The 23433-nt window shown below is 51.8% G+C and carries 19 protein-coding genes; 12 read left to right on the top strand and 7 right to left on the bottom strand.

The window, feature by feature from the left end:
• Positions 1-494 precede the first annotated feature (494 nt).
• The 3 genes from ydgH (at position 495) to folM (ending at position 3768) form a co-directional block, all read left to right on the top strand.
• Positions 495-1439 carry a DUF1471 family protein YdgH gene (gene ydgH / locus E4Z61_RS04680; protein ID WP_135321752.1) on the top strand — a complete coding sequence of 315 codons (945 nt, stop codon included), beginning with the start codon at positions 495-497 and terminating at the stop codon, positions 1437-1439.
• Between the two features lie 186 nt (positions 1440-1625).
• Positions 1626-3008 carry an amino acid permease gene (locus E4Z61_RS04675; RefSeq protein ID WP_135321751.1) on the top strand — a complete coding sequence of 461 codons (1383 nt, stop codon included), beginning with the start codon at positions 1626-1628 and terminating at the stop codon, positions 3006-3008.
• Positions 3009-3045: 37 nt separating this feature from the next.
• On the top strand, positions 3046-3768 hold the full coding sequence (gene folM, locus E4Z61_RS04670) for a dihydromonapterin reductase (protein WP_135321750.1): 723 nt from the start codon (positions 3046-3048) through the stop codon (positions 3766-3768).
• On the opposite strand, the gene E4Z61_RS04665 is transcribed toward folM, so the two are convergent.
• The gene (locus E4Z61_RS04665; RefSeq protein WP_135321749.1) at positions 3765-4100 is read right to left on the bottom strand and encodes a GlpM family protein; all 336 of its coding nucleotides are present in this window, start codon (positions 4098-4100) and stop codon (positions 3765-3767) included. The two genes, folM and E4Z61_RS04665, sit on opposite strands and share 4 nt — an antisense overlap.
• Positions 4101-4217: 117 nt before the next feature.
• Here E4Z61_RS04665 and rstA point away from each other — a divergent pair, with 117 nt between their 5' ends.
• Together rstA and E4Z61_RS04655 are read left to right on the top strand one after the other, a co-directional pair.
• Positions 4218-4961: a two-component system response regulator RstA gene (gene rstA, locus E4Z61_RS04660; RefSeq protein WP_135321748.1), complete on the top strand. Its 744-nt coding sequence runs from the start codon at positions 4218-4220 to the stop codon at positions 4959-4961.
• 241 nt (positions 4962-5202) lie between these two features.
• Positions 5203-6555 (top strand): L-cystine transporter, encoded by a 1353-nt coding sequence (locus tag E4Z61_RS04655; protein ID WP_135321747.1) that lies wholly within the window; start codon positions 5203-5205, stop codon positions 6553-6555.
• A gap of 56 nt (positions 6556-6611) precedes the next feature.
• Here the strand turns inward: E4Z61_RS04655 and E4Z61_RS04650 are convergent, their stop codons facing one another.
• The 3 genes from E4Z61_RS04650 to E4Z61_RS04640 form a co-directional block, all read right to left on the bottom strand.
• Positions 6612-7640, bottom strand: coding sequence for a HoxN/HupN/NixA family nickel/cobalt transporter (locus E4Z61_RS04650; protein ID WP_135321746.1), 1029 nt, complete (start codon positions 7638-7640; stop codon positions 6612-6614).
• 122 nt (positions 7641-7762) lie between these two features.
• Entirely contained in the window at positions 7763-8593 is an 831-nt protein-coding gene (locus tag E4Z61_RS04645) for an aminoglycoside phosphotransferase family protein (protein ID WP_135321745.1), read from the bottom strand.
• 290 nt (positions 8594-8883) lie between these two features.
• Entirely contained in the window at positions 8884-9336 is a 453-nt protein-coding gene (locus E4Z61_RS04640; protein ID WP_205746880.1) for an SgcJ/EcaC family oxidoreductase, read from the bottom strand.
• A 381-nt stretch (positions 9337-9717) separates the two neighbouring features.
• Between E4Z61_RS04640 and rstB the strand changes: the two genes are divergently transcribed.
• On the top strand, positions 9718-11019 hold the full coding sequence (gene rstB / locus E4Z61_RS04635; protein WP_135321743.1) for a two-component system sensor histidine kinase RstB: 1302 nt from the start codon (positions 9718-9720) through the stop codon (positions 11017-11019).
• Positions 11020-11092: 73 nt separating this feature from the next.
• On the top strand, positions 11093-12022 hold the full coding sequence (gene tus, locus E4Z61_RS04630; protein ID WP_135321742.1) for a DNA replication terminus site-binding protein: 930 nt from the start codon (positions 11093-11095) through the stop codon (positions 12020-12022).
• Here tus and fumC read toward each other — a convergent pair.
• Both fumC and fumB read right to left on the bottom strand, forming a co-directional pair.
• A complete protein-coding gene (gene fumC / locus E4Z61_RS04625; protein WP_135321741.1) occupies positions 12019-13422 on the bottom strand; it encodes a class II fumarate hydratase in 1404 nt (467 codons plus the stop codon). The two genes, tus and fumC, sit on opposite strands and share 4 nt — an antisense overlap.
• Before the next feature lie 143 nt (positions 13423-13565).
• Entirely contained in the window at positions 13566-15212 is a 1647-nt protein-coding gene (gene fumB, locus E4Z61_RS04620; RefSeq protein ID WP_135321740.1) for a class I fumarate hydratase, read from the bottom strand.
• Positions 15213-15475: 263 nt separating this feature from the next.
• Here fumB and manA point away from each other — a divergent pair, with 263 nt between their 5' ends.
• Both manA and E4Z61_RS04610 read left to right on the top strand, forming a co-directional pair.
• Positions 15476-16651 carry a mannose-6-phosphate isomerase gene (manA, locus tag E4Z61_RS04615; RefSeq protein ID WP_135321739.1) on the top strand — a complete coding sequence of 392 codons (1176 nt, stop codon included), beginning with the start codon at positions 15476-15478 and terminating at the stop codon, positions 16649-16651.
• Positions 16652-16758: 107 nt separating this feature from the next.
• A complete protein-coding gene (locus tag E4Z61_RS04610; RefSeq protein WP_135321738.1) occupies positions 16759-18267 on the top strand; it encodes a YdgA family protein in 1509 nt (502 codons plus the stop codon).
• A 68-nt stretch (positions 18268-18335) separates the two neighbouring features.
• On the opposite strand, the gene E4Z61_RS04605 is transcribed toward E4Z61_RS04610, so the two are convergent.
• Entirely contained in the window at positions 18336-19364 is a 1029-nt protein-coding gene (locus tag E4Z61_RS04605; protein ID WP_135321737.1) for a Mal regulon transcriptional regulator MalI, read from the bottom strand.
• 169 nt (positions 19365-19533) lie between these two features.
• On the opposite strand from E4Z61_RS04605, the gene malX reads away from it, so the two are divergent.
• From malX to add, 3 genes are all read left to right on the top strand, one after another.
• Complete coding sequence (malX, locus tag E4Z61_RS04600; protein ID WP_135321736.1) at positions 19534-21126, top strand: maltose/glucose-specific PTS transporter subunit IIBC; 1593 nt, start codon at positions 19534-19536, stop codon at positions 21124-21126.
• Positions 21127-21136: 10 nt separating this feature from the next.
• Positions 21137-22309 (top strand): MalY/PatB family protein, encoded by a 1173-nt coding sequence (locus tag E4Z61_RS04595; RefSeq protein WP_135321735.1) that lies wholly within the window; start codon positions 21137-21139, stop codon positions 22307-22309.
• 100 nt (positions 22310-22409) lie between these two features.
• A complete protein-coding gene (gene add / locus E4Z61_RS04590) occupies positions 22410-23411 on the top strand; it encodes an adenosine deaminase (RefSeq protein WP_135321734.1) in 1002 nt (333 codons plus the stop codon).
• Positions 23412-23433 lie beyond the last annotated feature (22 nt).

Genomic DNA, 23433 nt, shown 5'->3' with positions numbered 1-23433 from the left:
GGTTTATCAATGTTCGTAAGCGGCCTGCGCACGCTCACGTAAGAGGTCAGTATTACCCCAACAAAATTAAACAGTAACAAACTCTGTATAACCTACTGAAATTAGCGCCTGTGATCTAGCGCCAAAAAACAGTATTTATTATGAAATTCGCAAAACTGGGATGAATTTACCCGCAAACAGGGATAATGCCCTTGAAATAGCCCGCAAAGGCCGATAATTCGCTCAAGCGAAGCGGCAAAACGTGATTAAGCGCCACCACAAAACAATTGATTAACATTAAATTAACTTATGAAATTCAATCGGTTTATCAGTTTTTGCGCTGAAATGCCGAATTTTTAGACATATCACTAAATGTTATCGATGTTGCTACGACGGCTGGCACGATGAGTGAAAAATGACGCAGACACTGACACAATTTAAATGCAATAATCAGCCACGTTTCTAGTCAATAACAATACCAGTACCTGGTTTGCGCAAGGCGAAGGATTATTTTTATGAAGCTTAAGAACACTCTCCTGGCGTCCGCACTTCTTTCTGCGACTGCTTTTTCTGTAAATGCAGCGACAGAATTGACGCCGGAGCAAGCTGCTGCCCTGAAACCCTACGACCGCATTGTGGTGACCGGTCGTTTTAATGCTATCGGTGATGCGGTTGCCGCCGTATCCCGCCGTGCAGATAAAGACGGCGCAGCCTCCTTTTATGTTGTTGATACCTCAGATTTTGGCAGCGGCGGTAACTGGCGTGTCGTCGCCGACGTCTATAAAGCCGACGCTGAAAAGGCGGAAGCCAACAAGAATCGCGTCATCAACGGCGTTGTAGAATTACCTAAAGATCAGGCCGTTCTGATAGAACCATTCGATACCGTTACGGTACAGGGTTTCTACCGCAGCCAGCCTGAAGTCAATGATGCCATCACCAAAGCGGCGAGAGAGAAAGGGGCTTACTCTTTCTACATCGTTCGCCAGGTTGATGCCAACCAGGGTGGCAACCAGCGTATTACCGCGTTTATCTATAAAGAAGATGCGAAAAAACGCGTTGTACAAAGCCCTGACGCGATCCCGGCAGATTCCGATGCCGGACGCGCAGCATTAGCAGCCGGTGGCGAAGCCGCTAAGAAAGTTGAGATCCCGGGCGTCGCCACTACCGCGTCTCCGAGTGCTGAAGTTGGTCGTTTCTTCGAAACCCAGTCAACCAAAGGTGGGCGTTACACTGTCACGCTGCCTGACGGTACGAAAGTAGAAGAACTGAACAAAGCGACAGCGGCCATGATGGTGCCGTTCGACAGCATCAAGTTCACCGGTAACTACGGCAACATGACTGAAGTCTCTTATCAGGTTGCTAAACGTGCCGCGAAAAAAGGCGCGAAGTACTACCACATCACCCGCCAGTGGCAGGAACGCGGTAACAACATGACCATCAGTGCCGATCTGTATAAGTAAGCGACATTTGTAGTAAAATAAGGCGGCTTTTTGCCGCCTTTCGCTTTTTAAGTCACAAATCTTTCCGCAATCGTTGCATGCGCTCTCTTCTCTCCGTAAAATCCCGCGCCTTAGTGGCTTTCACCATTTTTATGCGGTTTGCCAAAATAATTATTCTCTCACTCTCGTTTTTGTCACTGGATACAAATGGAAAAGAAATTGGGTCTGAGCGCACTGACCGCGCTGGTTTTAAGCTCAATGCTCGGTGCTGGTGTTTTCAGCCTGCCACAAAATATGGCGGCGGTAGCCAGCCCGGCCGCATTACTGATTGGGTGGGCGATTACCGGTGCGGGAATTCTCCTGCTCGCCTTTGCCATGCTCATCCTGACGCGTATTCGCCCTGAACTGGACGGCGGTATTTTTACCTACGCGCGTGAAGGATTTGGCGAACTAATTGGCTTCTGCTCAGCGTGGGGTTACTGGCTATGCGCCGTTATCGCTAACGTTTCTTATCTGGTTATCGTTTTTTCTGCGCTCAGCTTCTTTACCGATACACCTGAATTGCGGTTATTTGGCGATGGAAATACCTGGCAGTCTATCGTCGGGGCCTCAGTGCTGCTGTGGGTAGTCCACTTTCTGGTTTTGCGCGGTGTACAGACAGCGGCCAGCATTAATCTGGTGGCGACGCTGGCGAAATTATTGCCGCTGGGCCTGTTTGTCGTGCTGGCCTTTATGCTGTTCAAGCTCGATACCTTTACCCTGGATTTTACCGGCATTGCGCTGGGCGTTCCGGTCTGGGAGCAGGTTAAAAACACCATGCTCATCACGCTGTGGGTGTTCATCGGGGTGGAAGGCGCGGTCGTGGTTTCAGCGCGCGCACGCAATAAACGCGATGTCGGTCGCGCCACGCTGCTGGCGGTTCTTGCCGCCCTGGGCTTTTACCTGCTGGTTACCCTGCTTTCTCTTGGCGTGGTTGCCCGCCCGGAACTGGCAGAGATCCGTAACCCGTCAATGGCCGGATTGATGGTCAAAATGATGGGGCCATGGGGTGAAATTATTATTGCGGCAGGCCTGATTGTCTCCGTTTGTGGCGCCTATTTAAGCTGGACGATAATGGCAGCCGAAGTGCCGTTTATGGCATCGACGTACAAAGCGTTTCCACGTATTTTCGCACGACAGAATGCACAGGGGGCACCGTCGGCGTCCCTGTGGCTGACCAATATTAGCGTTCAGGTTTGCCTGGTGCTGATCTGGCTCACAGGCTCCGACTACAATACACTCCTGACCATTGCTTCAGAGATGATTCTGGTGCCCTATTTCCTGGTCGGCGCATTCCTGCTGAAAATCGCTACCCGCCCGATTCATCAGGCAGTTGGTATCGGTGCGTGTATTTATGGCTTATGGTTATTGTATGCTTCAGGCCCGATGCACTTGTTGCTGTCCGTTGTGCTGTATGCGCCTGGGTTGCTGGTTTTTCTTTATGCCCGTAAAACACACACGCACCAAAACGTATTAAACCGCCAGGAGATGGCTTTGATCGGCCTGCTACTTGTAGCGTCGGTTCCGGCGACCTGGATGTTGATGGGGTAAATGTCATTCCCATCGTTAGCAATTCAAGGAGATTACGATGGGTAATAAGCCCCCTTTGCCAATACTGATCACCGGCGCAGGCCGTCGCATCGGCCTCGCGATCGCATGGCATTTTCTGAACCAAAAACAGCCGGTGATTGTCAGCTATCGGACGCATTACCCGTCGATCGATGGCCTGCAAGACGCGGGGGCAGTGTGCATCCAGGCCGATTTTTCGACCGATGTCGGCGTGCTGGCTTTTGCCGACGAAGTAAAAAACCACACGGATGGATTACGCGCTATCGTGCATAATGCCAGCGCCTGGGTCGCTGAAAAGCCCGGCACGTCGCTGTCTGACGTGCTGTCGAGCATGATGCAGATCCATGTCAACACGCCCTACCTGCTCAACCACGCGCTGGAAGACCTGCTTCGCGGTCACGGCCACGCCGCCAGCGACATCATCCATTTTACCGACTACGTCGTCGAGCGCGGCAGCGACAAACATATTGCTTACGCGGCCAGTAAAGCGGCACTGGACAACATGACCCGTTCATTCGCGCGTAAACTAGCGCCGGAAGTCAAAGTCAACGCTATCGCCCCGTCGCTGATCCTGTTTAACGAAAGTGATGACGCCGAATATCGCCAACAGGCACTGAATAAATCGCTGATGAAAACCGCCCCTGGCGAGAAAGAGGTCATTGATTTAATAGATTATCTGTTGACCAGCTGTTTTGTCACCGGACGCAGTTTTGCCGTGGACGGTGGCCGCCACCTGCGTTAGTGCAGTTTTACCCAACAGATAATCAGCAGCCACGCGCTCAGGCCCCAGCACACCACTGATCCGCCGAGCGCGACGGGCAAGCGCATAAACCCGGTGAAGTACCACAGTGAAACGAGGTAGACAAAATAGGGAATAATCGACCACATACTAAAGACTATCGTGGTGCGTAATGCGTCGATCCCACGCTCGCTGGCCACGATATAGTGAGCGATCAGCGCAAATGTCGGGAACAACGGAATTAACCCGGCAATATAGTAATTCTTTGTTTTAGCCAGCACACCAATCAATACCACCACCAGCGCACCCAGCGCCGCTTTTATAACGAGCCCCATCATCCTGCCTTAACACATCGATAACATCAGCCCCTAGCATAACGGAAGCGTTGTTGTTTAGAAAAGATTAATGGAAGGAAAAACGGGGTCGGTGTATGTTGGCGCTTTATATTCAAAATGAATGATATGAACACCATCGTATTTGTTGAAGATGATCCTGAAGTCGGCTCGCTGATTGCCGCCTACCTTGCCCGGCACGATATCGAGGTTATCCTTGAACCGCGTGGCGATTTGGCTGAAGAGAAGATCCTGCACGTTCAACCCGATCTGGTGTTGTTAGACATTATGCTGCCGGGCAAAGACGGTATGACCATCTGCCGCGATTTGCGCGGACGCTGGCAGGGTCCGATTGTTCTGCTGACGTCTCTCGACAGCGATATGAATCATATTCTGGCGCTCGAAATGGGCGCCTGTGATTACATTCTCAAAACCACGCCTCCAGCGGTTCTGCTGGCCCGCCTGCGCCTGCATTTACGCCAGAATGAATACTCGACTCAGTCTAAAGGTATTCAGGCGGCAACCCTGACACCACATACCACACTGCGCTTTGGTACGCTGACTATCGACCCGACCAATCGTTCCGTACTGCTTGCAGGTGAACCTGTCTCTCTGTCTACCGCTGATTTTGAACTGCTGTGGGAACTGGCAACTCATGCGGGACACATTATGGATCGCGATGCGTTACTGAAAAATCTGCGCGGCGTGAGCTATGACGGACTGGACCGCAGCGTTGATGTGGCGATTTCCCGCCTGCGTAAAAAATTGCTGGATAACGCCACGGAACCGTATCGCATCAAGACCATCCGTAATAAAGGCTATCTGTTTGCCCCTCACGCCTGGGATGACGAACCGCGCAAATAACTCCGCCAGGCTGGTTACTTGACCAGCCAAACAAGCAATAAACGTTACACTGTCACGAAAATCGTCTACAGGATAAGCATAAAGACCTTACTCAGGTCTGATCCACACTTTTTGTGTGGCTGCCAACACCCCCTCTCCCTATAATCCGTCCCGGTCCTGAGCCCTTATGGCTCATAGGTTTATTTCAAAATTAAATCTCTTTCCGGCATTTCAGGTGCTGAATGAGGCAAGAGGCTACAATATGTTCGTTACTACCGCGTATATCGCGTTATTTTTGGTTTGTTCATGGGCAGTATTCAGAATCGATCAAAAAAGTCACTCCCTTTCCAAAAGCGTCTTTATTGCTATTTTTATCGGTGCCGTTATTGGCTTATCCCTTCATTTTATTGCTGCCGACAACAGCAAAACGGTTATCGACTGGTATAACATCATCGGTAACGGCTATGTGAATTTACTCAAGCTGGTAGCGGTTCCGCTGATCTTTATCTCTATTCTCTCAGCGATTAATAAGCTCGAAAACAGCGCCGGTATTGGGAAAATGTCGCTCACCATCGTGGGATGTATGCTCTGTCTGGTGATGATTGCAGGATTTGTTGGCCTGCTGACTGCCCATATTTTAGGTCTCGACGCCAGCGCCTTTGGCCATATGCAATCAACGCTGACGGCTGATGATGTGAGTAAAACAGCGGCTGTTTCACTGCCAAAACTGGTCACCTCGTTGATCCCCACAAATATCTTCCTCGACCTTACCGGGGCCAGAAGCGTTTCTGTTATTGGTATTGTGATCTTCACTCTGCTTGCCGGAGTGGCATTATTAAAAGTGAAACAAGATGCGCCGCAGGAAGGTGAAAAATTAAGCGCGGGCATTAACGCCATCCAGATTTGGGTGATGAAAATGGTGAGGATCGTTATCGCACTCACCCCTTATGGCGTGATGGCATTAATGGCTGGCGTATTTTCCGCGTATCGGTTTGAACAATTTGCCAGCCTGTTAGGCTTTATTGCCGCCTGCTACATTGCCGTGCTGATGATGTTTATCGTGCATGCGCTGATTCTGCTGTTGAGCGGAAACAATCCCGTTCGCTATTTTAAAACCGTGTGGCCGGTTTTAACCTTTGCGTTTGTTTCACGCAGCAGTGCGGCATCTATTCCGCTGGCTATTACCGCGCAGGAAAAATTTGGCGTACAAAATACCATTGCCAATATCGCGGCCTCATTTGGTTCCAGTATGGGTCAGAATGGCTGTGCTGGGATTTACCCTGCCATTATGGTGGCAATGATTGCGCCGACAATGGGCATTGATCCACTGTCAGTACACTTTTTGCTGGCGATGCTACCAGCGATTGCGCTGGGGTCGATTGGGGTGGCGGGCGTCGGTGGCGGCGGGACATTTGCCGCACTGATCGTGCTTTCGACACTGAACTTCCCGGTCGCTCTGGTGGGGATTTTTATTGCCATTGAGCCGATTGTCGATATGGCGAGGACCGCATTAAACGTGAATGGGTCGATGATGTCGGGCGTGCTGGCTAACCGAATTTTGCATAAAGAAACCGCCGGGCAACAACAATCACCGCGAGTAAGAGAAGCTGAATAACCACTGAAAGCGATGTCAGATAAAAGCCTTCCTGCTTTGAGGAAGGCTTTTTAATATTAGTTGGAAGTCAATCCGTCATACTTTTTCCAGCGGTAATTCAACGCGGAGAGGATCCAGCAGGAGAGAAATACAGCAATAATCATAAAACCGACATTGCCCATGTGATCACTCAAATTGCTCACCGTATCCCACATTCCCCCCTGAAGTGAAAACGCATCTGACAGTAATCCCAACGCTTCCAATCCACCAATAAATACCGCAACAATCACCGAGGTTCCAGTGATTGTCATATTGTAATACAGCTTACGCTGCGGCTTATTAAAGGCCCAGCCGTAGGCCTCGACCATCAGGATACTGTCGAGGCAATCAATCAGCGCCATACCGCAGGTAAACAACGTCGGGAACACCAGAATGGACCAGATGGACATTCCACTGGATGCTCCTGAAGCAGAAATACCTAACAGCGAAATTTCCGTGGCGGTATCAAAACCCAGTCCAAACAAAAAACCGACAAAATACATATGCCAGTCTTTTCCCACCAGCCTGAAGGCCGAGCGGAATAACCAGCTCAAAGGACCTGAAACCGTGACTGCTTCCGTGGTTTCGTCGTAGGTGCCCGTGCGCTTCAGTTGGCGGAATGCCTTCCATACCTGAAAGAAGATGATCAGATTGATGGTCGCCAGAATAAGCAAGAACGCGGCAGAAATTGACGTACCAATCACGCCCCCGACATTCTGAAACCATGCCATATGATGTTTAAACACGCTGGTGGTAAGGGCAATGCCAATACTTGCCAGCACCACAATCGTGGAATGCCCCAGCGAAAACCACGCCCCTGTGGTCAATGCGCGTTTTTTCTGCTGCATCAGTTTACGGGTTGCGCTGTCGATGGCAGCGATATGATCGGCATCCACGGCGTGGCGAAAACCGTAACACCAGGCGACAAGGCACAACGCCAGAAGCGATGTATGCTGACTAAAGGCTGTGAAAGCCCACAACCAGGCCACAATATTAGCACCGACCAAAAATGCCACCAGCAGCATAATATCCGGGCGCTTTTTAAATACTGAAAACAACGGACTCATTGTTTTCGAACCATTAACTTTTTAATAAAAGACACAACGTAACCTGCCGTTTACTGATTGGTGAATCAAATATTTATCTGCCTAATGATAACGTTTTAGAATTACCAACCCAGTGTTGTAGATCAAAGTTGCAGAGATCCTGAGTCCAGTTCGGCAAGCGCGAGTTCTGCCACGCGCAGAGTTATCGCCGCATTGTCTCCTTCTTGCAAAAACCATGCTGACGAGAGCCCACACCAGGCCGCTATCCACAGCAAAAGACGTTCGCGTTCAAGCCCAGCAGCCTCTGAGACGATGTCGACGCGCTGGGTAAATTTCTGTAGATCAATGGCGATGGCAATATCAGGGTCAGCAAGATCGGGATTGGTAAAGATATTCGCGTAATCAAACCCACGTTCCCCGATGAGCCCTTTAGGATCGATGGCAAGCCATCCCGACTCACCAAAATCAAGCACATTGCCATGATGTAAATCACCATGTAGAACCACAACATCTTGCGGGCTGGAGAGCAACATCTTGGCTGCGCGGGCGCAACGTAACAGGATGCCGCCATGAATATGCGCTGCCGGTGCAAGATCGCAAAACCAGTGCTCAAGCGACGTTAGCGCAGGTGCAGAAGCATTTGGCGAAACATGGAGCTGACGGGCAGTACGGCAAATGATGCGGCAGGCCTGCACATCCAGGTCCGCCCGTGACATGTCAGTCAGTGATTGCACCCCGGTGGCCCGTTCTAAAAGTAACGCCCCATCCTCATGGGCCAACACCCTCGCCGCCCCCTTCCCGTCCCACCAGACCATCAGCTGACATCCGGTTCGCTCACTATCATCGTTCGTGAGTTTAAGGAGCGCTTTCTTACCACCGTTAATTGTCGTCACGGGTAACAGTTGTGACGTGTGGGTAACAATCGGAACACCATCAGGGATGAGTCCCCATCGGCTGAGCCAGGTACTGAGCATGTGCTTTCCAAAGTATTGCCCACCATCTTCAGCCTGAGTGCATCGCCGGTGGGAACGTTTAGCGAAATTTGTGCAGCATTATAGCGATGACGGGTCAGAGCCATACTCCCTCTGTACAGAGTTTTATGCTGGTTTAGAAAATACAACCCTCGAGAAATTGTCAAACGTGGGGTTAGAAAACAGATCGTTTATCCTGATTTTTTGATAACTAGCTCGTAAAATGCAGAATAAAATAAAATCACATCGTTGATAAAAACAGGGAGCGGTGAATTCTCGCCCCCTGCACTGTTTTACCCCTCAGGCATCGCCGAAGAATGGTGAGTAGAAATTTTCCACTCTTTACCATCCCATGCGTAAGTGAAAGTATATCGAGCTGAAACGGTGGATTTATCCGCGAAGGTAAATGTGTAGGTACCGGTATCTATCGCCTTGTTGCAACCAAGACGAATGGTTCGAGTATCAATTTTCCCGGTGGGTTTCTTCGCCAGAAAATGCTCAAAATAATCAACGCGTTCAGCATCTGTTAAACGAGCTTTATTGGATACCGTGGGCAGTAACACCGCATCGCTAAGATAGTTATCCGAAACCGTCTTCGCGTTGCCCGTTTGCAACGATGCGTTCCACTTATCAAATAGCGCTTCAATTTGAGCGTTATCGACCTTCACGCAGTCTGGTGCCGACGCGGCAAAAACAGGAGCAGACAGAAGGGTAAGTGAAGCAATAAGACCAAATAATTTGTTCATTTTAATCATACCATTAGTGGTCGTATGGCAATGGGAATCATCAACATACACTGTGTGTGAAAAATTAAGAGTCCATGGGGGAAAAGGTATTTAATACGATGAAGTAATGAGAGATTTTAGAGTTATCGCCACTTGCATAGCCTGTTCAACTTCCCACCATATTATAGTTCAGCAGTCGCGCTTTCTGTACGCCCTATTCATGCAAGCAAACCGACCAAAGGGGTCATGAGCATGCAGAAAGAAGATATACCGTGTACTCTACCGAGTTAAGTGCGCCTGATGGAATCCGAAAGGAATGCCTCTGCCCCGACTTCAGTGGGTGACATCCTCCCTTAACTGCAAAAGCGCATTAGCTAACCCCTTGACCATCCGGTGATTTTTATGAAGAAGCTGTTTGTGCAGTTTTACTTGTTGCTGTTCGTCTGCTTTCTGGTAATGACCCTGCTGGTCGGCCTTGTATACAAATTTACCGCAGAACGCGCAGGCAGGCAGTCGCTCGATGACTTAATGAAAAGCTCTTTATATTTGATGCGTAGCGAACTTCGCGAGATCCCACCACGTGATTGGGGTAAGACGCTGAAAGAGATGGATTTAAACCTCTCGTTTGATCTTCGCGTGGAGCCGCTGAATAAATACCGACTTGATGCCCCCACCCAGCAACGCCTGCGCGAGGGGGATATCGTTGCGCTCGACGATCAGTACACCTTTATTCAGCGTATTCCGCGCAGCCATTACGTCCTTGCCGTTGGCCCGGTTCCCTATCTCTATTTTCTGCATCAAATGCGCTTACTGGACGTCGCGCTGATGGCGTTTATTGCCATTTCGTTGGCCTTCCCGGTGCTTATCTGGATGCGTCCGCACTGGCAGGAGATGCTAAGACTGGAAGCAGCAGCACAACGTTTTGGTGAAGGACACCTGAGCGAACGTCTGCATTTTGACAGCGGTTCCAGCTTCGAGCGGCTCGGCGTGGCGTTTAACCAGATGGCGGATAATATCAATGCGCTGATCGCCAGCAAAAAACAGCTTATTGATGGTATCGCCCATGAATTGCGCACACCGCTGGTGCGTTTACGCTACCGGCTGGAGATGAGCGATAACCTCACCGAGCAGGAGTCCCAGGCGCTGAATCGCGATATTGGTCAACTGGAAGCGCTTATTGAAGAATTGCTCACCTACGCGCGACTCGACCGACCGCAAAATGAGTTAAACCTCACGGTGCCGAACCTACCCGCGTGGCTTACCACCCACCTGGAAGATGTGCAAAGTATTAATCCGGAACGCTCGGTGTGCCTGCGCCATCTTGCCACCGGTGATTACGGTGCGTTGGATATGCGCCTGATGGAGCGTGTACTGGATAATTTACTTAACAACGCCCTGCGCTATTGCCAGTCTACCGTACACGCCAGCCTGCTGATGCAGGGCCCTCAGGCAATGCTGATCGTCGAAGACGATGGCCCCGGCATAGCACCTGACGCCCGTGCGCAGGTTTTCGAACCCTTTGTTCGCCTCGATCCCAGCCGCGACCGGGCCACCGGCGGCTGCGGACTTGGGCTGGCCATCGTCCACTCGATTGCACTGGCCATGGGCGGCACGGTGGTTTGTGACGAAAGCGAACTGGGCGGCGCGCGCTTCACCTTTAGCTGGCCTGTCTGGCATAACATTCCCGAATTTTCTGCTGCTTGACCCCTACGGCTCGGTGGTCAGGTGGTGCTGGTTGTGCTATAAAAAAGTATGTTGTAACTAAAATGGTAACCCTATGGCTCGTTACGATCTTGTTGAACGTCTGAACAGTACTTTTCGCCTGATGGAACAGGAACTGGCGCAATTTACGAAAAATCTGCAGCAGCATACGCTGCTGATTGCCCGCGTGTTCTCCCTGCCAGAAGTCGCAAAAGAGTCGGAACACGCCCCGTTGGACACCATCGACGTTAAACAACATTTAGGCAAAGAAGCTGAAAGTCTGGCGCTGCGCCACTACCGCCACCTGTTTATTCAACAGCAGTCCGAGAACCGCAGCAGCAAAGCCGCCGTTCGCCTGCCCGGCGTGCTGTGCTATCAGGTCGATAGTGCTTTGCAGGCTACGCTTGAAGCGCAAATCCAACGTATCAACCAGCTGAAAACAACTTTTGAGCACATTGTGACAGTGGATTCAGGGCTACCGCCAGCCGCGCGTTTCGAATGGGTGCATCGTCATTTACCGGGGCTTATCACTCTCAACGCCTACCGCACACTAACGGTCGTTAAAGAACCCGCCACCCTGCGATTCGGTTGGGCCAATAAGCACATTATTAAAAATTTCAAGCGCGATGAGGTGCTGGAGCAGTTGGAAAAAAGCCTGGCCTCACCGCGCAGCGTGCATCCGTGGACGCGTGAAGAGTGGCAGGCGAAACTTGAGCGCGAATATCAGGACATCGCCGCCCTGCCGCAACAAGCTAAACTGAAAATCAAAAGACCGGTGAAAGTACAACCTATCGCCCGTGTCTGGTACAAAGGGCAGCAAAAACAGGTGCAATATGCCTGCCCGACGCCGTTGATTGCGCTGATTAATAACGATAACGGTATGAGCGTGCCGGACATCGGCGAGTTATTAAATTACGATGCCGACAACGTGCAACATCGCTTTAAACCTCAGGCGCAGCCGTTAAGACTGATTATCCCCCGGCTGCACCTGTATGTTGCGGATTAACCTCCTGGTCGCATGCTGCCAACCATCAGTTCCGGGCGCACCCAACTGTCGAATTCAGCTTCACTAAGATAGCCCAGCGCCAGCGCGGAGGCTTTTAAGGTCAACCCTTCTTTATGGGCCTTTTTGGCGATCTCAGCGGCTTTATCGTACCCGATATGGGTATTCAGCGCGGTCACCAGCATCAGTGACTCGTTGAGCAACTGATCGATGCGATCGCGATTCGGCTCAATCCCGGTCGCACAGTGCTCATTGAAGCTTTCCATACCATCGGCCAGCAGGCGGACCGATTGCAGAAAGTTATGGATAACCATCGGTCGGTAGACGTTGAGCTCAAAATTCCCTGACGCCCCGCCAATGTTGATGGCGACATCATTGCCCATCACCTGACAGCACAGCATGGTCAAGGCTTCACATTGCGTGGGGTTGACCTTACCGGGCATGATGGAACTGCCGGGCTCGTTTTCAGGAATCGCTATCTCGCCAATACCACAGCGTGGACCAGACGCCAGCCAGCGCACATCGTTGGCGATTTTCATTAACGAGGCTGCCAGTCCTTTCAGCGCACCGTGGGCGTGTACCAGCGCATCGCAGGTGGCTAGCGCTTCAAATTTGTTGGGGGCGGTGACAAAAGGCGCACAGGTGATCACCCTTAGTTCATCCGCTACCCGGCGAGCATATTCGGGATGTGTATTCAGCCCGGTACCGACGGCAGTGCCTCCCAAAGCCAGTTCGGCAACGTGCGGCAAGCTGTTTTCAATGTGCTTCAGGTTATGTTCCAGCATCGCAACCCAGCCTGAGATCTCCTGGCCCAACGTCAACGGTGTAGCATCCTGCAGATGCGTGCGACCAATTTTGACGATATCCGCAAACGCGTGGGATTTATCACTCAGGGTTTTTATCAAAACCGTCAGTTGTGGAACAAGTGACTTGCGTAGCGCCAGCAGCGCGGCAACGTGCATCGCCGTGGGGAAAACATCGTTTGAACTTTGGCTTTTGTTGACATCATCGTTCGGATGTATTTTTCGATCCATACCCCGGACGCCGCCCAGTAACTCGCTAGCCCGGTTTGCCAGGACCTCGTTCATGTTCATATTGCTTTGCGTGCCAGAACCCGTCTGCCAGATAGCCAACGGAAACTCATCAGCGTGTTTATCTGCAAGAACTTCATCTGCCGCCTGCATGATGGCGTTCGCTTTTTCTGCCACCAGCAGTCCCAGGTCTTGGTTAACCTTCGCGGCGGCACGTTTTGTCAGCGCCAGTGCATGGATCAGCGAGACCGGCATTTTCTCCGTCGAGATACGAAAATGCTCCAGCGATCGTTGGGTTTGTGCGCCCCAGAGTTTGTCAGCCGGAACATCAATCGCCCCCATAGAATCATTTTCGCGGCGTACCGTTACCATTACCTGCTCCTTTTATTAACAGTTGATTAGGTTATGTTTCGACATTGCCCACTTGCCATTGGTCTTATGAGTATTGACGAGGATAAAACCCTCGTTTGGTGGTTCGTGCGGTAAAAAAAAACCGCCCCGAAGGGCGGCTGACGTTACTTAACGCAGCGTGCGCACTGCGACGTCTGAATCTGCTGGAAGAAATCGTTACCTTTGTCATCCACCAGGATAAATGCCGGGAAATCTTCCACTTCAATTTTCCAGATGGCTTCCATCCCAAGTTCCGGGTATTCCACGCATTCCAGGCTCTTGATACTGCCCTGAGCCAGTACTGCCGCAGGGCCACCAATACTGCCAAGATAGAAACCGCCATGTTTATGACAGGCGTCGGTTACCTGCTGACTACGGTTGCCTTTTGCCAGCATGATCATACTCCCGCCCGCAGACTGCAGTTGATCAACGTACGAATCCATTCGTCCGGCGGTGGTTGGACCAAGCGAACCCGAGGCATAACCTTCCGGAGTTTTTGCCGGGCCAGCGTAATAGATAGGGTGATCTTTGACATACTGCGGCAAACTTTCGCCGTTATCCAGACGCTCTTTCAGTTTTGCATGCGCAATATCACGTCCGACGATGATCGTGCCATTCAGTGACAGACGCGTGGAAACAGGGTACTGCGACAGCTGAGCCAGAATCTCTTTCATCGGGCGGTTGAGATCAACGCGCACCGCTTCACCTTCACCGGCCTGACGTAATTCTTCCGGGATGTACTTGCCCGGATTATTTTCCAGCCTCTCGATCCAGATTCCATCACGGTTGATCTTGGCTTTGATATTACGGTCCGCAGAACAGGATACGCCCATGCCTACCGGGCACGATGCGCCGTGGCGCGGCAGACGGATCACGCGGATATCGTGGGCGAAGTATTTCCCACCAAACTGCGCGCCCAGACCAAGGTTTTGTGCTTCAATTAACAGCTCTTTTTCCAGCTCGACATCGCGGAACGCCTGACCATGCTCGTTACCTTCGGTCGGCAATTCATCGTAATATTTTGCCGACGCCAGTTTAACGGTTTTCAGCGTGGCTTCTGCCGAGGTTCCACCAATCACAAAAGCAATGTGATACGGCGGACAGGCCGCGGTTCCCAGCGTACGCATTTTCTCGACCAGATAATTTTTCAATTTGCCCGGCGTGAGCAGCGCTTTGGTTTCCTGATACAGATAGGTTTTGTTCGCCGATCCACCGCCTTTGGCGATACAGAGGAATTTGTACTCGTCGCCGTCCACGGTATACAGGTCTATCTGTGCCGGCAGGTTAGTTCCGGTATTCACCTCGTTATACATATCCAGCGCGGCGTTTTGCGAATAGCGCAGGTTGTCTTCGATATAGGTGTTATACACCCCACGCGCCAGGGCCGCTTCATCGCCGCCACCGGTCCAGACTCGTTGCCCTTTTTTACCGACGATAATGGCCGTACCGGTGTCCTGACAGGTCGGTAAAACACCTTTCGCCGCGATGTCGGAGTTACGCAGGAATTGCAGGGCCACATATTTGTCGTTTTCGCTGGCATCCGGGTCACGAAGAATATCCGCAACCTGCTGCTGATGCGCTGGACGCAACATAAACGAAGCATCATGGAAGGCCTGACGTGCAAGGAGGGTTAACGCTTGTGGATCAACTTTAATGATTTCCTGCCCTTCAAATTCGGCAACGGAAACATGATCGCTGGTCAGCAGATAGTATTCGGTATCATCCTTTTTGAGGGGGAAAGGATGCTGATAATGAAAGGGTTTGTTTGACATTGTGCTCTCACTTACTGCTCTGTCTGGTTATTCTCTGGGCAGATGTTCCATTGCCCTGCTTCCCTGTCGCGGGTCGGGTTGCGGCAGCAACGAGCTTTGCGCAACCAGAATTGCTCAGGGTATTAAAAGCGAGTCACCATATCCTACACAATTTTTTAACAAAAACTGAGACAAGTACGACTTTTTACATGTGCAGGTTACTTCCCCGTGGGTTTCTTGGTTTAATAGCCAGAGATAATTCCACATTGAAACAGGGCTTGATAATGCAAAAACTCATCAACTCAGTGCAGAACTACGCCTGGGGAAGTAAAACTGCGTTAACGGAACTTTATGGCATTGAAAATCCGACCCAACAACCGATGGCGGAGCTGTGGATGGGCGCACATCCGAAAAGCAGTTCTCAGGTTCAGAACGCCGACGGCCAGACGGTTTCTCTGCGCGACGTTATCGAGCGCGATAAGTCCGCACTGTTAGGCGATGCCGTGGCAAAACGCTTTGGTGAACTGCCTTTCCTGTTTAAAGTGCTCTGCGCCGCGCAGCCCCTTTCGATTCAGGTCCACCCGAACAAACACAATTCTGAGGTTGGATTTGCCAAAGAAAACGCGGCTGGGATCCCGATGGATGCCGCCGAGCGTAATTACAAGGATCCTAACCACAAGCCCGAACTGGTGTTTGCCCTGACGCCTTTCCTGGCCATGAATGCGTTCCGCGAGTTCTCCGAGATTGTGGCGTTGCTACAGCCGGTTTCTGGCGCACATCCTGCCATTGCTCACTTCCTGCAGGAACCCAACGCTGAGCGTTTGAGCCACCTCTTCGCCAGCTTGCTGAATATGCAGGGCGAGGAAAAATCCCGCGCGCTGGCAGTGCTGAAGTCCGCCCTTAACAGTCAGCAGGGCGAGCCGTGGCAAACCATCCGCCTGATAGCGGATGTCTACCCGGACGATAGCGGTTTGTTCTCTCCGCTGCTGCTCAATGTGGTCAAGCTCAATCCAGGTGAGGCGATGTTCCTGTTTGCCGAAACCCCGCACGCCTACCTGCAAGGTGTGGCACTCGAGGTGATGGCCAACTCCGATAACGTACTGCGCGCCGGGTTGACGCCAAAATATATCGATATCCCTGAACTGGTCGCCAACGTACAGTTTGTTGCTAAACCGGCAAATCAACTGCTGACGACCCCTATTAAAACAGGTGGGGAACTGGATTTCCCAATCCCGGTTGACGACTTCGCATTCTCCCTGCATGAACTGTCTGCCAGTGAAGCCGCCATCAGCCAGCATAGCGCCGCTATTTTGTTCTGCGTAGAGGGCGAAGCCGTGCTGAGCAAGGGTGAACAACGTCTGGTACTGAAAGCGGGTGAATCGGCATTTATCAGCGCCAATGAATCGCCAGTGAACGTCAGTGGTACTGGCCGTTTAGCGCGGGTTTATAACAAGCTGTAGCAAGATACTGATATTTTTAACAACTCTTGCTAAGCTAGTAGTAGGTTAAAGACATGTCACTCCTCCAGGCGTCTTCAAACGCCTGGTTTTATTTTATGGATATCGAAATGAAAAAAACGCTGGTAGCTGCGGGTGTGGTTGTTGCACTGGGAATCGTATGGACGGGCGGCGCCTGGTTCACGGGGAAGAAACTGGAAACCCATCTCGCTGAGGTGGTGACGCAAACAAACGAACAGCTCAAACGCCTTTCGCCTGAGTCGGGCATTGAGCTGAGTTATCAGAACTACCAGCGCGGCGTGTTCAGCAGCCAACTGCAACTGGTGGTGAAACCTATCGCTGGTCAGGAAAATGCGTGGCTGAAATCGGGGCAAAGCATCGTTCTGGATGAATCCGTCGATCACGGTCCCTTCCCGCTGGCCCAGCTTAAATCATTGAACCTTATTCCAGCGATGGCCGCCGTGAAAACCACGCTGGTGAACAATGACGTCACAAAGCCGCTGTTTGACATTGCCAAGGGAGAATCCCCTTTCACCATCAATTCCCGCGTTGGTTATAGCGGAGATACCCGTTCTGATGTTTCTCTCAAGCCGCTGAATTACGAAAAAGGCGATGAGAAAGTGGCCTTTAGCGGCGGTGAATTCCAGCTCAGCGCCGATAAAGACGGTAACGTGGTTTCCCTGACCGGTGAAGCGCAAAGCGGCGTGGTGAATGCCGTTAACGAGTACGACCAGAAGGTACAAGTTACCTTTAATAACCTGAAAACGGACGGCTCAAGCTCGATAGCCAGCTTTGGTGAACGTATTGGCGATCAGAAACTGTCACTCGATAAGCTGTCTATTTCTGTCGAAGGCAAAGAGTTAGCCGTTCTGGAAGGCATGGGAATCGATGGTAAATCCGATCTGGTTAACGATGGGAAAACCGTCAACAGCCAGCTTGATTACACGCTCAACAGCCTAAAATTGCAGGGTCAGGATTTGGGTAGCGGTAAGCTGACGCTGAAAGTAGGCCAGATTGATGGTGAAGCATTACATCAGTTCAGCCAGCAGTATAGCGCCCAAACCAAAGCGCTGATGTCGCAGATTGACGTGGTGCAAAACCCTGAGCTCTATCAGCAGAAAGTGACCGAAGCGTTCTTCAGCGCCCTGCCAATTCTGATGAAGGGTGAGCCGGTTATCACCGTAGCACCGCTGAGCTGGAAGAATGCCAAAGGCGAGACAACCTTTAACCTGTCTCTGTTCCTGAAAGATCCGAACGCTAACCAGGAAGAGCCAAAAACGCTGGTCCAGGAAGTGGATCGCGCAGTGAAATCGCTGGATGCCAAACTGGCAATCCCGATGGATATGGCGATTGAGTTCATGACCCAGATTGCCAAACTGGAAGGCTATCAGCAGGAAGAAGCGGCTGCTATGGCGAAGCAGCAGGTCAATGGCCTCGCTGCAATGGGGCAAATGTTCCGCATCACGACGGTACAGGACAACACCATCGGCTCCAGCCTGCAGTATGCTAATGGTCAGGTGACGCTCAACGGCCAAAAAATGCCGCTGGATGAATTTGTCGGCATGTTTGGTATGCCAACGCTTTCCGAACCGGATGCCCCGGCCATCCCGCAGCAGTAATTCTCTACTGCATAATGCCAGTCACGGCCCGATAACGCGATTTATCGGGCTTTTTTACATCTGGCATATTACTTCTGAGTCACCAGCCGGGCGGATAGCGTCAGATTGCGCGAGTGCCCCTCATCATTGCTGATTCGCTGCAGTACACGTTCAGCAAGCGTATACCCTAGTTCACGCGCGGGAGTGCTGGCCCAAATTATCGGTAAATCATCCAGCGCGCTCTCAGCCACATCGGCAAAGGCGGCCAGTGATATCTGCTGTTCAAAATAGCGGTCAACGCCAATTTCACCGCTCTGACGCCCTGCTTTCATCAGGCCAAACCATGCCCCAACGGCGATGGTTTCGTTGTAGCACACTACCGCGCTGATGGTCGGGTTATGGCGTAACAGTGCCGTAACCGCTTCTGCGGCTTGCTTCTGGCTGGAGGCACACTCCAGTACCCAATCGCTATGAAAAGGCAGTCCAAATTTGAGCAGCGTGGCGCAATATCCACCCACGCGTTCGGCACGGGTCAGAGAGGAACTCTGCCCACCCAGCCAGGCGATTCGCTGATGACCATGCCCGACGAGATGCTCGACCAGTAACTGTGCTGCCTGCATATTGTCAGGCCTGACGGTGTCGGCATCATCCAGATAGCTGGCGCGTGAAGCAAACACAACCGGGATCCCTTTTTCACCGGCCAGTTGCCGTAACGCGTCGCTGCTGCCCGCCGCTCCGGCGATCACCACGCCGTCTACACCCTGGTTGAGTAACATCGAGAAACGCTGGGCCAACTGCTCCCCATCCTTACCGCCATGCAGTAAAAACACCATCCGCCCCTGAGCTTCTAAGGCTTCCGTCAACCCTGCCGTCAGTTCAGCATAAAATGGCGTTGAGAGGTCGCGAACAATTAAGCCAATGACCCCACTCTGCCCGCCACGCAGCACCGACGCCTGGCGGTTACGTACAAATCCCAGTTGTTCGATGGCAGCATTGACCCGTTCTCCGGTGGCGGAAGAGATACGCCCTTTACCGCTGAGAACCAATGAGACTGTACTGACCGATACGCCAGCAGCCAACGCAACATCATGGATGGTTATTTTTTTGGCTATAGCCATAAAACCAGAAAGCTCCCTGATAACGTGACAGATAAAACGTTTTATCAATAGTTTATATTTATACGCACTATTATCGTTCGATAATGTGATTTGTAACGCACTAAAATTAGGTAAAACGTTTTATCTTCTCGCCATCATTAGTTGGTCGATTTTTACAAGGAGTCGTTAGATGACGGCGAGAACCACACCAAAAGTAACGTTATGGGAATTTTTCCAGCAATTGGGCAAAACTTTCATGCTGCCCGTGGCCCTGCTCTCGTTTTGCGGGATCATGCTGGGGATCGGCAGCTCGTTAAGCAGCCATGATGTCATTACGTTGATCCCGGCGCTGGGGAATCCGATGCTGCAGGCGCTTTTTACCTGGATGAGTAAAGTCGGTTCTTTCGCATTTAGCTTTCTGCCGGTGATGTTTTGTATCGCAATACCCCTTGGTCTGGCGCGCGAGAACAAGGGTGTTGCGGCCTTTGCCGGGTTTGTTGGCTACGCGGTCATGAACCTTGCTGTCAACTTTTGGTTAACGGCCAAAGGTATTTTACCCACCACGGATGCGGCGATCCTCAAAGCCAACAACGTGCAAAATATTCTGGGGATCCAGTCGATCGACACCGGGATCCTGGGTGCGGTCATTGCCGGGATCATTGTCTGGATGCTACATGAGCGCTTCCACAACATTCGCCTCCCGGATGCGCTGGCGTTCTTCGGTGGTACCCGCTTTGTTCCGATCATCTCGTCGGTAGTGATGGGACTGGTCGGGCTGGTCATTCCGCTGATTTGGCCGTTCTTTGCCATGGGCATTACCGGGCTTGGCAGCATCATCAACAGCGCCGGTGAATTTGGCCCGATGCTGTTTGGTACCGGCGAGCGTCTGCTGCTGCCATTTGGTTTGCACCATATTCTGGTGGCATTAATTCGTTTTACTGAAGCTGGCGGCACGCAGGAAGTCTGCGGCCATAGCGTGAGCGGCGCGCTGACTATTTTCCAGGCTCAACTGAGCTGTCCGACAACGCAAGGCTTCTCTGAAAGCGCCACGCGTTTCCTGTCCCAGGGCAAAATGCCAGCATTCCTCGGCGGTTTACCGGGCGCGGCGTTAGCCATGTATCACTGCGCCCGCCCTGAAAATCGTCATAAAATTAAAGGGTTATTAATCTCTGGTCTGATTGCCTGCGTGATCGGCGGTACCACCGAACCCCTGGAGTTCTTGTTCCTGTTCGTGGCGCCGGTGCTGTATGTTATCCACGCGCTGTTGACCGGGCTTGGCTTCACCGTAATGGCGGTGCTTGGCGTCACTATCGGCAACACTGATGGCAACCTGATTGACTTCGTGGTGTTTGGCATCCTGCACGGGTTGTCTACCAAGTGGTATCTGGTGCCGGTCGTCGCGGCTATCTGGTTCGCGGTGTACTACGTCATCTTCCGCTTCGCCATCACGCGCTTTAACCTGAAAACGCCGGGTCGTGATGTCGAAATTGCCAGCAACATCGAAAAAGTCATGGCCGGAACGCCGGGCAAATCAGGCTATAACGTACCTGCCATTCTGGCGGCGCTGGGCGGTGCAGAGAACATCGTCAGTCTGGATAACTGCATCACCCGTCTGCGTCTGTCAGTGAAGGATATGTCGCTTGTGAACGTGCAGGCGCTGAAGGACAATCGTGCGATTGGCGTCGTTCAACTCAACCAGCATAATCTGCAGGTGGTGATTGGTCCTCAGGTCCAGTCGGTGAAAGATGAAATGGCGGTTCTGATGAATACCGTGCAGGCATAAGGACAACGATATGTTTGATTTTTCAACGGAAGTGGACAGACACGGTACGTGGTGCACCCAGTGGGACTACGTCGCCGACCGGTTTGGTTCGGCCGACCTGCTGCCGTTCACCATCTCAGATATGGATTTTGCCACTGCACCTTGTATTCTGGAGGCGCTGACGCAGCGCCTGTCACACGGTGTATTAGGCTACAGTCGCTGGAAAAATGATGAGTTTTTGGCGGCGATTAGCCACTGGTTCCTGACCCGCCATAACACCCAAATTGATCCGCAATCGGTGGTTTACGGCCCCTCAGTCATCTATATGGTGTCGGAGTTGATCCGCCAGTGGTCATCAACGGGTGATGCCGTCGTTATCCATACCCCGGCTTATGATGCGTTTTACAAAGCCATCGAGGGCAACCAACGAACAGTACTTCCTGTTGAACTGGAGAAACGTGCGGACGGGTGGTACTGCGACATGGCGAAGCTGGAAGCGATCCTTTCACGTCCTGAGAGCAAAATTTTTCTGCTCTGCAGCCCACAGAATCCAACCGGCAAAGTCTGGACTCGCGGTGAGCTGGAAACAATGGCCGAGCTGTGCCAACGCCACGGCGTGAAGGTTATTTCCGACGAAATTCATATGGATATGGTATGGGGAGAACAGCCGCACATTCCGTGGAGTAACGTCGCACGCGACAGCTGGGCGCTGCTCACATCCGGTTCCAAAAGTTTTAATATTCCGGCATTAACCGGGGCTTACGGGATCATTGAAGATGCCCATAGTCGTAACGACTATCTCAGTGCGTTAAAAGGCCGCGATGGGCTTTCCTCACCTGCGGTACTGGCACTTAGCGCACATATTGCTGCTTATCAGCAGGGCGCACAGTGGCTGGATGAGTTACGCGACTATTTGACCGATAACCTGCATTATATCGCGCATGAGCTCAATACGGCGTTCCCTGAGCTAAACTGGCAGGTCCCGCAGGCTACTTATCTGGCATGGATTGATTTACGCGCACTCAATATTGATGACCACGCGTTGCAGGATGCACTCATCCACCAGCAAAAAGTCGCCATCATGCCGGGGTACACCTATGGTGAAGAAGGCCTCGGTTTTGTCCGTCTGAATGCCGGGTGCCCGCGTGCAAAACTGGAAAAAGGCGTACAGAGATTGATTAACGCAATCCGTTCAGTGCGATAACGTATGTTGCGCAATGAAATTATTCATTGCGCAACATAGATTTTTATCCTGATTTATTCTTATAATACTGCGCACTTTACCTACCAAAAAGAGTGCGATCATGATTGATATTTCCCTTCCCTTAACAGACGTCCATCGCCACCTTGATGGTAACATCCGCGCACAAACGATTCTCGATCTTGGTCGTCAGTTCAATTTAACCCTCCCTGCTCAAACGCTGGACACGCTGATACCCCATGTACAGGTCACCTCGACAGAGCCGGATTTAGTCAGCTTTTTATCAAAGCTCGACTGGGGCGTGAAAGTACTGGCTTCGCTGGAAGCCTGCCGACGCGTGGCCTTTGAGAATATTGAAGATGCTGCCCGTAACGGCCTGCACTATGTTGAACTGCGCTTTTCACCGGGCTATATGGCGATGGCTCATCAACTCCCCGTCGCGGGCGTGGTTGAAGCGGTGATTGCTGGCGTGCGTGAAGGCTGCAAGGCTTTTGGCGTCGAAGCCCGCTTAATCGGTATCATGAGCCGAACCTTTGGCGAAGCCGCTTGCCTGCAGGAGCTGGACGCGCTGTTAGCTCATCGCGATCACATTACCGCGTTGGATCTGGCGGGCGACGAGCTGGGCTTTCCGGGCAGCCTGTTCCTGTCACATTTTAACCGGGCACGTGACGCGGGTTGGCACATTACCGTACACGCAGGTGAAGCAGCAGGCCCTGAAAGTATCTGGCAGGCCATCAGAGAACTGGGGGCTGAACGTATTGGTCATGGCGTCAAAGCCGTCGAAGATCGCGCGTTAATGGATTTTCTTGCCGAGCAGCGTATTGGTATCGAATCCTGCCTGACGTCCAACATCCAGACCAGCACCGTCGCTTCGCTGGCAACACATCCGCTTAAAACGTTCCTCGAACATGGCGTTCTGGCTAGTCTGAATACCGACGATCCGGCGGTTCAGGGCGTGGACATTATTCACGAATATACCATTGCCGCTCCAGCGGCGGGGTTGAGTCGCGAGCAGATCCGCCAGGCGCAAATCAATGGTCTGGAAATGGCGTTTTTGAGTACAGAAGAGAAACGTGCACTACGTGAGAAAGTGGCTGCAGCGTAATCATGTTATCCGGCTTACCGTT

Origin of the sequence: Citrobacter tructae (assembly GCF_004684345.1) — a bacterium.
Taxonomy (GTDB): domain Bacteria; phylum Pseudomonadota; class Gammaproteobacteria; order Enterobacterales; family Enterobacteriaceae; genus Citrobacter; species Citrobacter tructae.
Note: the sequence above shows the minus strand (reverse complement) of the source record. Positions and strands in the feature narration are given on the sequence as shown.

Bases quoted from the DNA above. Each gene is read 5' to 3' on its own strand.
- ydgH (WP_135321752.1), top strand. From the start codon at position 495: ATGAAGCTTAAGAACACTCTCCTGGCGTCCGCACTTCTTTCTGCGACT.
- E4Z61_RS04675 (WP_135321751.1), top strand. From the start codon at position 1,626: ATGGAAAAGAAATTGGGTCTGAGCGCACTGACCGCGCTGGTTTTAAGC.
- folM (WP_135321750.1), top strand. From the start codon at position 3,046: ATGGGTAATAAGCCCCCTTTGCCAATACTGATCACCGGCGCAGGCCGT.
- E4Z61_RS04665 (WP_135321749.1), bottom strand. From the start codon at position 4,100: ATGGGGCTCGTTATAAAAGCGGCGCTGGGTGCGCTGGTGGTGGTATTG.
- rstA (WP_135321748.1), top strand. From the start codon at position 4,218: ATGAATGATATGAACACCATCGTATTTGTTGAAGATGATCCTGAAGTC.
- E4Z61_RS04655 (WP_135321747.1), top strand. From the start codon at position 5,203: ATGTTCGTTACTACCGCGTATATCGCGTTATTTTTGGTTTGTTCATGG.
- E4Z61_RS04650 (WP_135321746.1), bottom strand. From the start codon at position 7,640: ATGAGTCCGTTGTTTTCAGTATTTAAAAAGCGCCCGGATATTATGCTG.
- E4Z61_RS04645 (WP_135321745.1), bottom strand. From the start codon at position 8,593: ATGCTCAGTACCTGGCTCAGCCGATGGGGACTCATCCCTGATGGTGTT.
- E4Z61_RS04640 (WP_205746880.1), bottom strand. From the start codon at position 9,336: ATGAACAAATTATTTGGTCTTATTGCTTCACTTACCCTTCTGTCTGCT.
- rstB (WP_135321743.1), top strand. From the start codon at position 9,718: ATGAAGAAGCTGTTTGTGCAGTTTTACTTGTTGCTGTTCGTCTGCTTT.
- tus (WP_135321742.1), top strand. From the start codon at position 11,093: ATGGCTCGTTACGATCTTGTTGAACGTCTGAACAGTACTTTTCGCCTG.
- fumC (WP_135321741.1), bottom strand. From the start codon at position 13,422: ATGGTAACGGTACGCCGCGAAAATGATTCTATGGGGGCGATTGATGTT.
- fumB (WP_135321740.1), bottom strand. From the start codon at position 15,212: ATGTCAAACAAACCCTTTCATTATCAGCATCCTTTCCCCCTCAAAAAG.
- manA (WP_135321739.1), top strand. From the start codon at position 15,476: ATGCAAAAACTCATCAACTCAGTGCAGAACTACGCCTGGGGAAGTAAA.
- E4Z61_RS04610 (WP_135321738.1), top strand. From the start codon at position 16,759: ATGAAAAAAACGCTGGTAGCTGCGGGTGTGGTTGTTGCACTGGGAATC.
- E4Z61_RS04605 (WP_135321737.1), bottom strand. From the start codon at position 19,364: ATGGCTATAGCCAAAAAAATAACCATCCATGATGTTGCGTTGGCTGCT.
- malX (WP_135321736.1), top strand. From the start codon at position 19,534: ATGACGGCGAGAACCACACCAAAAGTAACGTTATGGGAATTTTTCCAG.
- E4Z61_RS04595 (WP_135321735.1), top strand. From the start codon at position 21,137: ATGTTTGATTTTTCAACGGAAGTGGACAGACACGGTACGTGGTGCACC.
- add (WP_135321734.1), top strand. From the start codon at position 22,410: ATGATTGATATTTCCCTTCCCTTAACAGACGTCCATCGCCACCTTGAT.